At 68.5% G+C, this 14,439-nt stretch carries 12 protein-coding genes; 4 read left to right on the forward strand and 8 right to left on the reverse strand.

The genetic code is table 11. The features are described from left to right. Window positions 1-132 precede the first annotated feature (132 nt). Together ABZS43_RS35910 and glpX are read right to left on the reverse strand one after the other, a co-directional pair. Entirely contained in the window at window positions 133-1,536 is a 1,404-nt protein-coding gene (locus ABZS43_RS35910; RefSeq protein WP_355040467.1) for a class II fumarate hydratase, read from the reverse strand. A gap of 187 nt (window positions 1,537-1,723) precedes the next feature. Further along, window positions 1,724-2,767 carry a class II fructose-bisphosphatase gene (glpX, locus tag ABZS43_RS35915; RefSeq protein ID WP_355040468.1) on the reverse strand — a complete coding sequence of 348 codons (1,044 nt, stop codon included), beginning with the start codon at window positions 2,765-2,767 and terminating at the stop codon, window positions 1,724-1,726. A 132-nt stretch (window positions 2,768-2,899) separates the two neighbouring features. Between glpX and ABZS43_RS35920 the strand changes: the two genes are divergently transcribed. After that, window positions 2,900-3,466, forward strand: coding sequence for a DUF4245 domain-containing protein (locus tag ABZS43_RS35920; protein WP_355040469.1), 567 nt, complete (start codon window positions 2,900-2,902; stop codon window positions 3,464-3,466). A 44-nt stretch (window positions 3,467-3,510) separates the two neighbouring features. Here ABZS43_RS35920 and ABZS43_RS35925 read toward each other — a convergent pair whose 3' ends face one another. From ABZS43_RS35925 to ABZS43_RS35940, 4 genes are all read right to left on the reverse strand, one after another. Then, window positions 3,511-3,855 carry a VOC family protein gene (locus ABZS43_RS35925; RefSeq protein WP_355040470.1) on the reverse strand — a complete coding sequence of 115 codons (345 nt, stop codon included), beginning with the start codon at window positions 3,853-3,855 and terminating at the stop codon, window positions 3,511-3,513. A gap of 22 nt (window positions 3,856-3,877) precedes the next feature. Next, the gene (locus ABZS43_RS35930) at window positions 3,878-4,126 is read right to left on the reverse strand and encodes an exodeoxyribonuclease VII small subunit (RefSeq protein ID WP_355040471.1); all 249 of its coding nucleotides are present in this window, start codon (window positions 4,124-4,126) and stop codon (window positions 3,878-3,880) included. Next, complete coding sequence (gene xseA, locus ABZS43_RS35935) at window positions 4,110-5,459, reverse strand: exodeoxyribonuclease VII large subunit (RefSeq protein ID WP_355040472.1); 1,350 nt, start codon at window positions 5,457-5,459, stop codon at window positions 4,110-4,112. The genes ABZS43_RS35930 and xseA overlap by 17 nt, the downstream gene beginning before the upstream one ends. 91 nt (window positions 5,460-5,550) lie before the next feature. Further along, window positions 5,551-6,240 (reverse strand): lipid droplet-associated protein, encoded by a 690-nt coding sequence (locus tag ABZS43_RS35940; RefSeq protein ID WP_355040473.1) that lies wholly within the window; start codon window positions 6,238-6,240, stop codon window positions 5,551-5,553. A 111-nt stretch (window positions 6,241-6,351) separates the two neighbouring features. Here ABZS43_RS35940 and ABZS43_RS35945 point away from each other — a divergent pair, with 111 nt between their 5' ends. Next, window positions 6,352-7,362 carry a 4-hydroxy-3-methylbut-2-enyl diphosphate reductase gene (locus ABZS43_RS35945; protein ID WP_355040474.1) on the forward strand — a complete coding sequence of 337 codons (1,011 nt, stop codon included), beginning with the start codon at window positions 6,352-6,354 and terminating at the stop codon, window positions 7,360-7,362. Window positions 7,363-7,455: 93 nt separating this feature from the next. On the opposite strand, the gene ABZS43_RS35950 is transcribed toward ABZS43_RS35945, so the two are convergent. Both ABZS43_RS35950 and ABZS43_RS35955 read right to left on the reverse strand, forming a co-directional pair. Next, complete coding sequence (locus tag ABZS43_RS35950; protein WP_355040475.1) at window positions 7,456-8,361, reverse strand: DUF6542 domain-containing protein; 906 nt, start codon at window positions 8,359-8,361, stop codon at window positions 7,456-7,458. A 142-nt stretch (window positions 8,362-8,503) separates the two neighbouring features. Beyond that, entirely contained in the window at window positions 8,504-9,664 is a 1,161-nt protein-coding gene (locus ABZS43_RS35955) for a DNA recombination protein RmuC (RefSeq protein ID WP_355040478.1), read from the reverse strand. Between the two features lie 267 nt (window positions 9,665-9,931). Here ABZS43_RS35955 and ABZS43_RS35960 point away from each other — a divergent pair, with 267 nt between their 5' ends. Continuing rightward, window positions 9,932-11,110: an exonuclease SbcCD subunit D gene (locus ABZS43_RS35960; RefSeq protein WP_355040476.1), complete on the forward strand. Its 1,179-nt coding sequence runs from the start codon at window positions 9,932-9,934 to the stop codon at window positions 11,108-11,110. Window positions 11,111-11,195: 85 nt separating this feature from the next. Next, entirely contained in the window at window positions 11,196-14,351 is a 3,156-nt protein-coding gene (locus ABZS43_RS35965; protein ID WP_355040477.1) for an SMC family ATPase, read from the forward strand. The last annotated feature ends 88 nt before the right edge of the window (window positions 14,352-14,439 follow it).

Here is a 14,439-nt window from a genome sequence, read left to right on the forward strand (position 1 = left end):
GGGTTTTCCGATAACCTCCCCCCAGATCTGGTGGACGTGGGCGTTCTGGTCGGCTCCCACGGCGGCCTTCTGCTCGAAGTTCTCCCCCCGGGGGGGTGCGCGGACAGCGCACCGACCGAGCCGGTCCGGTGATCAACTCTCGTTCTCGACCTTCGCCATGGACAGCACGTCGAGGCGGCGATCGAGTTCTTCCAGGCTGAGTCCGTCGCCGATGAGCCCGCGGTCGATCACGGTCTGGCGTATGGTCTTCTTCTGCTTCAGCGCCTCTTTCGCCACCGCCGCGGCCTCTTCGTAGCCGATCGCGGAATTCAGTGGGGTCACGATGGACGGCGAGGATTCGGCGAGGATACGCAGATGATCCTCGTTCGCCACCAGACCGCTGACGCATTTGTCGGCGAAGAGGCGGGAGACATTGGCCAGCAGGCGAATCGATTCCAGCAGGTTGCGGGCCATCACCGGAATGTAGACGTTCAACTCGAACGCGCCGCTCGCGCCGGCGAAGGCGACAGTCGCGTCATTGCCGATCACCTGCGCGGCCACCTGCGTAACCGCCTCGGGCAGAACGGGATTCACCTTGCCCGGCATGATCGAGCTGCCGGGCTGGAGATCGGGTAACTGGAGCTCGCCCAGGCCGGTGAGCGGGCCCGACCCCATCCACCGGATATCGTTGGCGATCTTGGTCAGGCTCACCGCGATGGTGCGCAGCGCGCCGGACGCCTCGACCAGACCGTCGCGCGCGGCCTGGGCCTCGAAATGGTTCTCGGCCTCGGAGAACGCGTCGATATCGGTCGCCCGCCGCAATTCCGCGACCACCCGCGCGCCGAAACCCTCCGGTGCGTTGAGCCCGGTGCCGACCGCGGTGCCGCCGATGGGCAGCTCCCCGAGCCGGGGGAGGGTCGCCATCGCGCGGTCGATACCCAGGGCGATCTGACGGGTGTAGCCGCCGAATTCCTGGCCGAGGGTGACCGGCACCGCGTCCATCAGGTGCGTGCGGCCGGATTTCACCACGGTGCGCCACGCGGTGGCCTTGTCGAGCAGCGCGAGCCGCAGATGTTCCAGCGCCGGGACCAGATCCTTGATGACGGCCTCGGTCGCGGCCAGATGGGTCGCGGTCGGGAAGGTGTCGTTGGAGGACTGCGACATATTCACGTCGTCATTGGGATGCACCTCGACGCCGTTGTTCTTGGCGATCGACGCGATGACCTCGTTGGCATTCATATTCGAGCTGGTGCCGGAGCCGGTCTGGAAGACGTCGATCGGAAACTGGTCGTCGTGCTTGCCCTCGGCGATCTCGTTCGCGGCGGCGATGATGGCATCGGATTTGGCGGGATCGAGCAGCCCCAGATCTCGGTTCACCTTCGCGCACGCGCCCTTGAGCAGTCCGAGTGCTCTGATCTGTGCTCGTTCCAGCCCGCGCCCGCTGATCGGGAAGTTCTCCACGGCCCGCTGTGTCTGCGCCCGCCACAGGGCATGCACGGGAACTCGTACCTCGCCCATGGTGTCGTGTTCGATGCGGTACTGCGTCTCCTCGGTCATATTTCCGACCCTATGCCGACCGCGCGCGTCGTGGGGCTGCCACGCCTGAGGCGACGCGCACAGCGGGGAAGCGGGGTGATACGGCGTCGGCGCCGCGCGAGACGCGCCGCTCGGCCGCGGGGCCCTTCTGCCACGAAAAAGACGCGCAGCCAACGGCATACGCGTCTTCACGAATCGGTGGAGCGGATCAGGGGAGCGGCGGAACCGCGTGTTCGTCGCCGATGAAGTCCACGGCGGAGTATTCGCGGAGTTTCGTGAGGCGGTGGTAGGCGTCGATCATGCGGACGGTGCCCGACTTGGAGCGCATGACAATCGATTGGGTGGAGGCGCCACCGCCGTAGTAGCGGACGCCGCGTAGTAGGTCACCATCGGTGACACCGGTCGCGCAGAAGAAGACGTTCTCACCCGCCACGAGATCTTCGGTGGTGAGCACCCGGTCCAGATCGTGGCCCGCGTCGATCGCCTTCTGGCGTTCCTCGTCGTCGGTGGGCGCCAGCGTCGCCTGCAGTGCCCCGCCCATACAGCGGATGGCGGCCGCGGCGATGATGCCCTCGGGGGTGCCGCCGATGCCGACCAGGATGTCGGTGCCGGAATCGGGCCTGGCGGCGGCGATGGCCCCGGCGACGTCGCCGTCGGAGATCAGCCGGATCCGCGCGCCCGCGTCGCGGACCTGCTGGATCAGCTCCGCATGCCGCGGGCGATCCAGGATGCAGACGGTCAGATCCGATTTCAGTAGATTCTTCGCCTTGGCGACCCGCGCGATGTTCTCGCTGATCGGGGCGGAGATATCGATCACGTCGGCGGCCTCGGGCCCGACGGCGATCTTGTGCATGTAGAACACCGCCGACGGATCGAACATCGAACCGCGCTCGGCGACCGCGAGCACCGCGATGGCCCCGGGTGAACCCTTCGACATCAGCGTGGTGCCGTCGATCGGGTCGACCGCGAAGTCCACTTCGGGACCGGTGCCGTCGCCCACCGCCTCGCCGTTGTACAGCATGGGCGCTTCGTCTTTCTCGCCCTCGCCGATCACCACGGTGCCGCGCATCGAAACCGAGTTGACCAGCTCACGCATGGCGTCGACGGCGGCGCCGTCGCCACCCTCCTTGTCGCCGCGGCCGACCCAGCGGCCCGCCGCCATGGCGCCCGCCTCGGTCACCCGGACCAGTTCGAGCGCGAGATTGCGGTCAGGGGCCTCGCGGCGGCTGGGTGCTGGCGTTGATGCCGTCATGGCGGGGTGCCTCCCTCGGTTGGTTCGTTCCGTACGATTGTCTCATTCCGCCCTGGCTCGACTTCGCACCAGATGGCCGGGGGAGCGGGGGTGCGGGCGGGAACGGCACGCCGACGAGTGGATACTGGGAGCGTGTCCTACCAAAAGCCACGCATCCTGCACGACTACAAGGATCTGTTCTTCTCGCTGATCCCATTGGTGCTGATCGCCGTGGTCTTCGCCGGTCTCGCGAGTCAGTGCAGCTTCTCGGCGACCGGTCCGACCGAGGGGAAGATTCCGCATTTCGACGTGCAGGCCGCGCTGAACTCTGACGCGCGCACGCTGCCGTTCCCGATCAGGAATCCGGCGGTACCGGCGGACTGGACGCCGAACTCCGGCAGTCGCGACACCATCACCGGCCCGGGCGGCGGCCCGGTCAGCACCGTGGGATATATCACCCCGGCGGGCACCTATATGCAGCTCACCCAGAGCAGCGCCTCCGACGAAATGCTCGCCCGCTCGATCCTCGGCTCCCGTTACGCGAACAGCACCGAGCAGATCGGCAACCAGAAATGGACGGTATTCGCGGAGCCGACCGAGGAGACCGCGTGGATCGCCGATTTCGGGCAGTCCAGGGTGTTGATCAAGGGCGCGGGTGACGCGGCGGCGTTCATTACATTGGCCAAGGCCGTCACGGCCGCCCCGCAGCTGTCGCGCTGAGGTCGATCGGACCGTCATCGATTCCGAGCGGGGACGGGATGTCGTCAGCGATGGCAGACGACATTGACGACGGTCCCGTCGGGATCGCGCACGAAGAAGCGCCGCACGCCCCACGGTTCGTCGCGCAGCGGGTAGACGATATCGGCGCCCGCCGCGGTCGCCGCCGCGTGCACGACATCGACGTCATCGACCTCGACGCTGATATCGGGCTGGAACCGCTCGGCTTCCCGCCCCAGCAGCAGGATCTGGGCGGTCGGGTTGGTGGGCGAGGCCATGGACACCGCCCAGCCCAGATCCATGACCTCCTCGAAGCCGAGTAGCCGGTAGAAATCCCGGCTGCGCTCCAAATCGTCGGTGCGGATATCGGGTGTCGCGCGACGGATGCCCATGCCTGCTCCTACGTCGGGAAATCTACGCCTCTTCCTCGGCTTCCGAACGCGAGATCGCGTCCTCGACGCGACGGCGGGCGCCTGCCAGATGTTCCTCGCAGCGGGTGGCGAGGGCCTCACCACGCTCCCACAGGGCTAGCGAATCGTCCAGATCCAGCCCGCCCTGTTCGAGCATCTTCACGACATTGACCAGTTCGTCGCGGGCACGTTCGTAGCCGAAGCCGCTGATCTCGGCCGACTCGGCCTCGGCGTCCCTACCGGATTCGGTCACCGTCGGTTCCTCCCGTGTCGCGCTCATCCGGCCCTGCGCCGGAATCCACCGTGTTCACCACACTCTTGCCCAGCGCCTGTGCGCCGAGCGCGGCCGCGGTCACCGCGCCGTCGGCCACCCGCACGCGCAACTGACTACCCGCGGGCGCGTCCTCGATACTGCGCACCACATGACGCTCCCGGCCGGAGACTCGTTGCACCACAGCGTAGCCACGCGACAGTGTCGCGGCCGGGCCCACCGCGGTGAGTTTCTCGCGCAGGTGCCTGGTGGTCGTCGATTCGGTGCCGATCAGATGTTCGGCGCAGCGCCTGGCCGCGATCCGCAGCCGTTCGATCTCCTCGGTGCGCCTGTCGATTTCGCGCAGCGGATCGGCGAGTACAGGGCGCGAGCGCAGTTGCGCGAGCGCCGCGGTCTCGCGATCGACCCAGCCGCGCAACGCCGCGGCGGCGCGGGCCCGCATATCGCGTACACCCGCGAGTTCGGCCGCCGCGTCGGGCACGATCCGCTTGGCGGCATCGGTGGGGGTCGCGGCGCGCAGGTCGGCCACCAGATCGCTGAGCGGGGTATCGGGTTCGTGGCCGATGGCGCTGACGACGGGCGTGGTCGCCGCGACGATCGCGCGGCACAGCGCCTCGTCGGAGAAGGGCAGCAGATCCTCGACGCTGCCGCCGCCACGGGCGAGCACGATCACATCGACCGCGGGATCGCGATCGAGTTCGGCCAGCGCGTCGAGTATCTGCGGCACCGCGGTCGGACCCTGGACGGCGGTATTGCGGACCTCGAAACGCACTGCGGGCCAACGGTTCCTGGCGACGGTCAGCACATCGCGTTCGGCGGCGCTCGCGCGGCCGGTGATGAGGCCGACGGTGCCGGGCAGGAAGGGCAGGGGGCGTTTGAGGCGCGGATCGAACAGTCCCTCGGCGGCCAGCAACGCCTTCAGCCGCTCGATACGCGCCAGCAGTTCGCCGACGCCGACCGGGCGGATCTCGATGACGCGCAACGAGATCGTGCCGCGACCGACGAAGAACGAGAGTTTGCCGAAGACGACCACTCGGCTGCCCTCTTGCAGGGGAACGGGCGATCTGCGGATCAATTCCGGATCGCAGGTCACCGAAAGCGACATATCCGCGGAGGGATCCCGCAGAACCAGGAACGCGGTGCGGGTGCCGGGGCGCAGATTCATCTGGGTGATCTGCCCCTCGACCCAGATGCTGCCGAGCCGATCGATCCACTGCGAGACCTTGAGTGCGACGGTGCGCACCGGCCACGGCTGTTCGGCGGAGTTGGCGGGCGTCGCGGCGCCGGTCCGCGCCGCCGTGCCGTCCTGTGTCATACCGCCAGATATACGCGCAGGGTCGGACACGGACGCATCGGGTCGGCCGGTTCGACCCGGCCGACCCGCGGCGCGCGTTCCGTGACCGGGGTCACTGAGCTCGGACGGTGGCGATCCGATTGGTCAGCATCGTGACGAACGGCGCCCTGGCCCAGGTGCGCTGCTCGTAGTCGAGCAGAGCGGTGAGTTCCTCGACCGACAGCATGCGCAGCCGGGCGCGCAGCTGGGCGAGGGTCATGTTCGCGTAGTCGTAGCGCCTGGCGACCTCGGGTTCGGTGACTTCGGGTTCGGTGACCTCCGATTCGGCGACCTCCGGGGTTTCGGGTTCCCGCTCGGGTTCCGGTTCGGTGTCCTCGGTCCGGGTGTCTTCGGTCCGGGTGTCTTCGGTTGTCGCCTCGGACCGCTCGGCGACGGTCGGCGGGATCGCGTACCCGTTCGTCTCGGTCGCCGCGGTGGGCTCGTCGGTGGTGTAGAGGTCGAAACGGCTGGTCCGCGTGGGATTCGCGAAGGCGGCCGTCGCCGTGTGCTCGGATTCGAGATCCTCGTCGAAGGTGGCCCACTCGGGCTGATCCTGCGCGGTGTTGCCCAGACGGTCGAAAACGGCGTCGCCCTTGAGTGCGAGGCTGGTCACGAACTGCTGGACGTGCATGGAGGTTTGCAGCAGCTGGCTGATCGCGGTGATCGGGAAGTTGATGGCCGCCGTCGGCAGCCTACGCGTCTCTTCCAGTGCGTATACGGCGGCACCGGCGGCGACCCGGGCCAGGAACGGAGGTCGGAACATGGTCCTAGCCTGCCCGATACGCCCGGCTATGCAAAGGGTTGGTGTCACAGACAGATTCTCGCCCGTCCATCCACCGGGCTGGCAACCGCATAACGCAAGTAAGCTGTCGGCATGTCTTCGGCCATCCCCTTGAACGTCGGAATCGCCCGCTCGGCCGGTACCGGAACTGGCTTCGCCGACGGCGGAAAACGTGTCCTACTCGCCGAGCCACGCGGCTATTGCGCGGGTGTGGACCGTGCGGTGGAGACGGTGGAGAAGGCGCTGGAGAAACACGGCGCCCCCATTTACGTCCGCAAGGAGATCGTGCACAACCGCCACGTGGTGGAGACCCTGCGCGACCGCGGTGTGATCTTCGTCGACGAGACCGACCAGGTGCCGGACGGGCAGGTCGTGGTGTTCTCGGCGCACGGCGTCTCGCCCGCGGTGCACGAATCGGCCGCGGCGCGCAAGCTGCACACCATCGACGCGACCTGCCCGCTGGTCACCAAGGTGCACCAGGAGGCCAAACGCTTCGCCCGCGACGATTTCGACATCCTGCTCATCGGCCACGAGGGCCACGAGGAAGTCGAGGGCACCGCGGGCGAGGCGCCCGATCACGTGCAACTGGTCGACGGCCCCGATTCCGTCGACAGGGTCACCGTGCGCGACGAGAACAAGGTCATCTGGCTGTCGCAGACCACGCTCAGCGTGGACGAGACCATGCAGACCGTGCGGCGGCTGCGCGAGCGTTTCCCGCTGTTGCAGGATCCGCCCAGCGACGACATCTGCTACGCGACGCAGAACCGCCAGGTCGCGGTGAAGGCCATGGCGCCGGAATGCGATCTGGTGATCGTCGTCGGATCGCGCAACTCCTCGAACTCCGTGCGACTGGTCGAGGTCGCCCTCGGCGCGGGCGCCAAAGCCTCCTACCTGGTCGACTACGCCCGCGAGGTGGATCCGGCGTGGCTGGCCGGGGTGCGCACGGTCGGCATCACCTCGGGCGCCTCGGTGCCGGAAATCCTCGTGCGCGGCGTGCTCGACATGCTGGAGGAACACGGTTTCGCCGACGTGCAGCCCGTTTCCACGGCCAACGAAACCCTGGTCTTCGCCCTGCCACGTGAGTTGCGCACCACCCGCCGCTGAGACCGCGGCGGAATTTCCGCAGGTTCACCGCCCGTCGTGCGCGGGGTGCGTTCGGCTCACCTCGTGGATGCGGGGCCGATACGACCTGCGCCGCTAGAGGTTCTCGGGTTTGCGGCGCTCGTTGCGCTGCGACTCCCGTTCGCGGTAGCGGACGTTGGGCCGCGGATGCGGAGGAACCTCGCTGCGGGAGCGCGCGGCGCGCGGCGCGTCGCCCTCGGCCCTCGGCATGGCGGCGGTCGGCCTGGCGGTCCGGCCAGGCACGGGCCTGCCGCCTTCTCTGGGACGGCCCTTGGCGGCGACCCGGGGCGGCGTATCCGCCACGTCACCCGCCGGACGCCTGCCGGGCCGCGGCGGTTCGTACTTGTCGGTCTTCTGATCGCTGAGGTCGACGATCGGTTCCGGCTTGCGCTTGGGGCGCGCCTTGGCGTCGGGCCGCGCGCCCTTCGTGGCTTTGGCGGATGTGGTGGCCTTGGCGGCTTTCGCCGGACGGGGGCGACCCGTCGAGGCGCTTCGTCCCCAACTCGATCCGCGCCTGGCCGCGTCGTCGCGTTGTCCGGCCTCGGAGCGCCGATGCAGATAGATCCGGACTCCGCCGATCGCCAGAACCAGCGCGGTGGCCAGGAACATCGTCGGGAATCGGTTCACCAACGGGATCGCCAGATTCAGCAGGATGTCCTTGATACCGGTCGAGCTTCGGCCGGTCAGCTGTTGATACGACAGCGGAACCGCGACGAACAGCAGCAGTGGCGGCAGCACCATCGCGGTGAAGAGGCCTCTATAGCGAACGGCGAGAACCGCCGCCAGGCATCCCGCGACATACAGCGCGGCGAAAGTGCCGGTCAGTTCCCCTCCGTCGCCTTTGGCGTCGACAAGGAACCCGAGAAACGTGCTCGCCACCGCAATCAGGATCGCCGCCCCGGCCGGTATGCCCGGCACCGATGGCAAGATCGAACGTTGCGGCGCGGGCACCCGGGATCGCACGCGTTGGGAAGCAGCCACGTTAAGCACACTAACCGTCGCCGCGCCGGTCGGCGTTATGGCACGGCCACCGGATACGTCGGCGATCGGCGTACGCGGTGGTCGGCGACGTTCGACCCGCACACGATGCCGCTGCTCGACAGGGTGACCTCGGCCGCCGCCGTCATTCGTCCGCATCGGCGAATGCCGCCGCCCGCGGCATCGCCTCCAATCGGGCGACTTCGGGAATCCGCTGTTCAGCGATCTGCAGGTCGTGCAACTTCCTGGCCGTCACCATGACGCGCGATTCGACCGACCCGACGGTGTGATTGAACGCCTCCACAGCCTTCCCGAGCTGGGATCCGAGCCGATCCAGGTGTTTGCCGGTCATGCCGAGCCTGGCGTAAAGCTCCCTTCCCAGTTGCTGAATGGTCGCGGCATCGCGGGAGAGTGCCTCCTGCCGCCAGCTGAATGCCACCGTGCGCAACAGCGCGATCAGGGTGGTCGGGGTAGCGAGGATCACATTGCGACCGAAGGCGTATTCGAGCAGTCCGGAGTCGGAGGTGAGCGCGGCATCGAGGAATGGATCACCCGGCACGAAGAGCACGACGAATTCCGGGGCCGGATCGAAGGTGACCCAGTAGGCCTTGCCCGCGAGCTTGTCGACGTGGACACGCAGATGTTTCGCGTGCCGGGCCAGCAGGTCGGCACGCACATCCGGATCATCGGACGCGCAGGCGTCGAGGTAGGCGTCGAAGGGAACCTTGGCGTCGACCACGACGCTGCGCCCGCCCGCCAGATGGACGACGAGATCGGGGCGCACCGCCCCGGTCCGGTCCGCCCCGTCGCCGTCGTCACGGGCGGCCCGGCTCACCTGGGTGTCGAAATCACAATGCCTGGTCATCCCCGCCAATTCCACGACCCGCTCCAATTGGATCTCGCCCCAGCGCCCGCGCACCTGCGGCGCGCGCAGGGCGGCGACGAGCTGACTCGTCTGGGTGGACAGCTGATGTGAGGTGCGCTGCATCCCCGCGACCTGTTCGCGCAGGCCCGAATAGGCGTCGACCCGTTGATGCTCGACCCGCTGGATGTGCTGGTTCAACGCGCCCACCGCCTCGCGCAGCGGTTCGACCATCGCGCCGACAGCGTGCGAATGCCTGCGCGCCGCATCCTCGTTCGCGGCGGTGAGGGATTGCCGTAGCAACCGCTCGTTATCGGTGGCCGCCTCCAGTCTCGCCTCGGCGGCGACCGCCCTGCTGCCCGCCCGCGCGGCCTGTCCGAGCCAGCCGAGCCCCACTCCGGCGGCGAATACCAGCATCAGTGCGACGAGCATCGGTGCGGTCATAGCGCAGATAGTGCCGTAGGTCACCGACAGAAACGAATCCACCCGGCTATCGGCCGGCAGCGCATCGGCAAATCCCCGGTGGCTCGGTCGAATCGACGCGGGGGCAGGACCGGGACGCGGGCCCGGCGAACGAGCCGGGCGCGATATTCGACCACCGCGGGTCGGGACACGAAACACCGCCGAACACGCCGGACCGAACGTGGCAAATCCGACACCACGGGCACAGCGATTGAATTCTGTCGGTGGGAGCGCCTACGGTTTCGGCCCATGCGGATGCTGCACACCTCGGACTGGCACATCGGGCGTACCTTCCACGGCGTCGACCTGCTGTCCGACCAGGTTCGCGCGTTGAGCGCCATCGCGGAGCTGGTGGCCGAGGAATCCGTCGACGTCGTGGTGATACCGGGCGACGTCTATGACCGCTCGATCCCGAGTGCCGACGCGATCGCGGTGTGCAACCGTGGATTCGAGGCGATCCGCGCCGCGGGCGCCAGGATCGTGGCCACCTCGGGCAATCACGATTCGCCGACGCGGCTCGGCGCGGGCGCCAGTTTCGCCGCGGCGGGCGGGCTGCATCTGCGCACCACGGTCGCCGAGGCCGACGAGCCGGTTCTGCTGTCCGACGAGCACGGCGAGATCGCGATGTACGGCATCCCGTATCTCGAACCGGAGATCACCCGTGCCGAACTCGGTGTCCCGCAAGCACGTTCGCATGCCGACATCCTGGACGCGGCGATGAGCCGGATTCGCGCCGATATCGCGGGACGTGGCGGGATCCGCTCGGTGGTGCTCGCGCACGCCTTCGTCGTCGGCGGGGAGGCGACGGGTTCGGAACGGTCGATTTCGGTCGGCGGCGTCGAGACGGTGCCGCTGTCCGCGTTCACCGGCGTCGATTACGTCGCCCTCGGGCATCTGCATTCGCCGCAGATCCTCTCGGAGTCGGTGCGCTATTCGGGATCGCCGCTGCCCTACTCCTTCGCGGAGAATTCGCATCGCAAGGCGGTGTGGATCATCGATCTGGACGCGTCGGGGCTGCGGGAGGTCCGGCGTCGCGACCTGCCCTCGGTGCGCGGGCTGAGCAGGCTCACCGGCACGCTCGACGAACTACTCGACGATCCGGCGCATGCCGCCGCGCAGGAGCACTACGTCTCCGCGACCCTCACCGACACCGCCCGCCCGGTCGACCCGCTGCGCAAACTGCGTGATCGTTTTCCGCACGTCGTGCACGTCGAATGGTCACGGCCCGAAGGCAACCCGGAGCTGCGTTACCGTGAGCGGGTGCACGGCCGACGCGATACCGAAGTAGCGCAGAGCTTCCTCACCGATGTGCGAGGCGCGCCGAGCGCGGGCGAGATGGCCTGGCTGGAACGGGCGCTCGCCGCGGCGGTGACCGAATCGGATCGTCCCGCCGAACTCGTGCCGCTCGCCGGGGAACTGACCGCGTGAGCACCTCGCCGACCATCGGTATCTCGATCCGAGGGGGCGCGTCGACCGGACGCGGCATGCCGCCGTTTCGACTCGGTGCCGTCGGATGAGGTTGCATCGACTGGAGATGACGGCATTCGGCCCGTTCGCCGATCCCACCGTCATCGACTTCGACGCGCTGGGAGCCGACGGACTCTTCCTGCTGCACGGCCAGACCGGCGCGGGGAAGACGACCGTGCTGGACGCGATCGCCTTCGCCCTGTACGGCAGCGTGCCCGGCGCGCGCGGTGAGAGCAAGCGCCTGCATTCCGACCACGCCGACGAACAGACCCCGCCGCGGGTGGTGTTGGAGGCGACGATCAGCGGCAGGCGGGTGCGGCTGACACGCTCACCGGAATTCCTGCGGCCGAGCAAGCGCGGCAAGGCCACCGTGGTGAAGGAGAACGCCACCGCGACACTGGAATGGCTCGACGGACACGGGGTCAACCTCTCCCGGCTGACCGATATCGGTGACGAGATCATCCGGTTGCTCGGCATGAGCGCCGACCAGTTCTTCCAGGTGGTGCTGCTGCCGCAGGGCGATTTCGCGCGATTCCTGCGGGCGGATAACGAAGATCGCGAGAAACTTCTCGAAAAGCTCTTCGACACCGAGCGATTCGGCACCGCCGAGCAGTGGCTTGCCGATAAACGCCGCGCCTCCGATGCCGAGATGAAGGTGCGGACCGAGGCGATCAACCGGCTCATCGACAATGTGGCGATGGCGGCGGGCCGCAATGTCACCGACGTGGTGGAACCGCAGGAGGCGGTCGCCTGGTCGCAGGACCTGCTCGCCGCCGCCAGAACCGATCTGGTCGCCGCTACCGCGGAATCCGAGCGTTGCCAGCAGGATTCGGCCCGAATTCGGGCCGAGGCCGAGGAACAGCGTCGGCTCGACGGGCTGCGTCGCCGGATGGCGGGCGCCCGCGCCGCACTCGAGGACTATGCCGCGGGGGCCGAGCACCGGGCGGCGCTGCGGTCCGAGCTGGAATCGGCGCGCCGCGCCCAGCCGGTCGCCGAAGCGATCGATGAGGCGAGGACCGTGGTCATGACTGCCCGCGGCTACGAGAACGAGATGCGTACGGCCGAGAACAGGCTGGTGAGCGCGCTGCTCGAACCCGAGGCGACCGACCTCGGCGGAGCGGAGTTGCTGGCGACGGGCGAATCGTCCTCGCACGAATCCGATCCCGCTACCTCGCGGGCGGTTTCTCCGGCACGGGCTGATCGGTCCGGTCTCGAGCATGGCACGACGGTTCGCCCGGACGCCGATATCGACGCGGCGATCCGGCGCTGGAGCGCGCAGATCGGGGTGCTGGACGAGGTGCGCGGAGACGCGGCTACCGCGGCCCGCCTGAACACCGAATTGACCGCGTTGCGAGACGAGGAAGCCGTCCTGGCGACTCGCGTCACCGCACTGATCCGCCGACGCGACGAATTGCCCGCATCGATCGCCGCCGCCGAGGTCCGATTGCGCGAGGCCACCGCCGCGGCGACCACCCTGCCCGCACTGCGGACCGAACTCGAACGGCTGCGGACGGCCGCCACCGCAGCGGTCGAATTGGCCGCCCGCCGAACCGCGCTCGACCACGCCGGAATCGAATTCGAATCGGCGCGGACCGCCCACAACGACGCCAGGGAGCGCGTGCTCGAACTGCGTGAACGTCGCCTCGCGGGGATGGCGGCGGAATTGGCGGGTCAACTGATCGACGGGCAGCCGTGTGCCGTGTGCGGCTCCGACGACCATCCGGATCCGGCGCGCCCGACCGCGCACGCGGTCTCGAAGGAGGCCGAGGACGAGGCGATCGCGGCAGAACGGGTCGCCGAGAGGGCCCGCGATCGGGTGCAGACCCGAATCGCGGAGTTGGAAAGGGATATCGAGAAATTCAAGGCTGGCGGTGGTGACGCGGACCGGGTCGAACTGGCCGCCGCGTTGCGCACCGCCACCGACCGCTACCAGGACGCCGACGACCTGGCCGGACTGGTCGACGGATGCGGCGCGGAACTCACACAGCTGCGCGCCGACCAAACCGGCCTCCAGGAGGAATTGCGCGCCGCCGATTCTCGCCGCAGCACCGTGACCACCCACATCACCACCACCGCCGCCCGCTACGCCGAACTCACCGACCGGCTGCGCGCGGCGGCGGGCGGGGACAAGACCATCGATGATCGCCGCCGCCGCATCGATGACCTCGTCGGCTACGCCACGGCGCTGCGTGAGGCCAGGGTGGAGGTCGCCGCGGCGCGCGAGCAGGTTGTCGCCGTGGCGAACCGGGTCGAGAGTTCGGCTCGCGCGGCGGGTTTCGTCATCGAATCCGATTCGCCGACCGACACGGCGCGCGACGATGTCGCCCTGCTGACCGCGTACGCGAAAGTCGTCGCCGCCGCGTCGCGACCCCCGCGCCGTCACGAGGAGATCGATGCGGAACTGCTCGACGCCGAGCACAAGAAGGTCGGCGCCGAAGCCGTACTCGCCGAACCCGAGACCAAGGCCGCGGCGATGGCCGAACCGAGGGATCTCGATGACCTACAGCACCGGGTCACCGAGGCGCAGGCCCGGCTCAACAGCGCCGTCGCCGCCCACGCCGAGGCCACCCGGCGGGTCAACCTGCTGGAGGATCTGGGCGGACAGCTGTGGGCCGCGCTGGACCGCGTCGCTCCGCTCCAACGAGCGCACGACGAACTCGCCACCCTCGCCGAAGTCGTGGCTGGGCGCGGTGAGAACAACCGTCGCATGTCGCTGCGCTCCTATGTCCTCGCCGCCAGGCTCGAAGAGGTGGCCGTCTCGGGGTCGGTGCGTCTGTGTCGAATGTCCGGTGGCCGTTACGAATTCGTGCACTCGGACAAGGCGGGGCCGCGCGGGCGACGCGGCGGCCTCGGTCTCGAAATCCGCGACGACTACACCGGCGCCATCCGGCCGGCCAAAACCCTCTCGGGCGGCGAAACCTTCATGGCCTCCCTGTCATTGGCCCTCGGTCTCGCCGATACCGTCGCCGCCGAATCCGGCGGATTGGTACTGGACACCCTCTTCATCGACGAAGGTTTCGGCGGCCTTGACGCCGATACCCTCGACGCCGTCATGGGCGTTCTCGACGAACTGCGCGCGGGTGGTCGGGTGGTCGGCCTGGTCAGTCACGTGGACGAAATGCGCCAGCGCATCCCCAGCCGCCTGCACGTCATCCGCGGCCGAACCGGATCGCGTCTGGAGACGACGGTCGCTCAGGCCTAGGTTCTGTCTCCCAATCGTCTGATTAGTCAGCTTGGAGTGGCCGGTGGTGCATCATGTCCGCTGTGGCGAGGTCGGCGGGTGATCGGTT

Origin of the sequence: Nocardia sp. NPDC005366, assembly GCF_040606855.1 — a bacterium.
Taxonomy (GTDB): Bacteria; Actinomycetota; Actinomycetes; order Mycobacteriales; family Mycobacteriaceae; genus Nocardia.

Bases quoted from the DNA above. Each gene is read 5' to 3' on its own strand.
- ABZS43_RS35910 (WP_355040467.1), bottom strand. From the start codon at position 1,536: ATGACCGAGGAGACGCAGTACCGCATCGAACACGACACCATGGGCGAG.
- glpX (WP_355040468.1), bottom strand. From the start codon at position 2,767: ATGACGGCATCAACGCCAGCACCCAGCCGCCGCGAGGCCCCTGACCGC.
- ABZS43_RS35925 (WP_355040470.1), bottom strand. From the start codon at position 3,855: ATGGGCATCCGTCGCGCGACACCCGATATCCGCACCGACGATTTGGAG.
- xseA (WP_355040472.1), bottom strand. From the start codon at position 5,459: ATGACACAGGACGGCACGGCGGCGCGGACCGGCGCCGCGACGCCCGCC.
- ABZS43_RS35940 (WP_355040473.1), bottom strand. From the start codon at position 6,240: ATGTTCCGACCTCCGTTCCTGGCCCGGGTCGCCGCCGGTGCCGCCGTA.
- ABZS43_RS35945 (WP_355040474.1), top strand. From the start codon at position 6,352: ATGTCTTCGGCCATCCCCTTGAACGTCGGAATCGCCCGCTCGGCCGGT.
- ABZS43_RS35955 (WP_355040478.1), bottom strand. From the start codon at position 9,664: ATGACCGCACCGATGCTCGTCGCACTGATGCTGGTATTCGCCGCCGGA.
- ABZS43_RS35960 (WP_355040476.1), top strand. From the start codon at position 9,932: ATGCGGATGCTGCACACCTCGGACTGGCACATCGGGCGTACCTTCCAC.
- ABZS43_RS35965 (WP_355040477.1), top strand. From the start codon at position 11,196: ATGAGGTTGCATCGACTGGAGATGACGGCATTCGGCCCGTTCGCCGAT.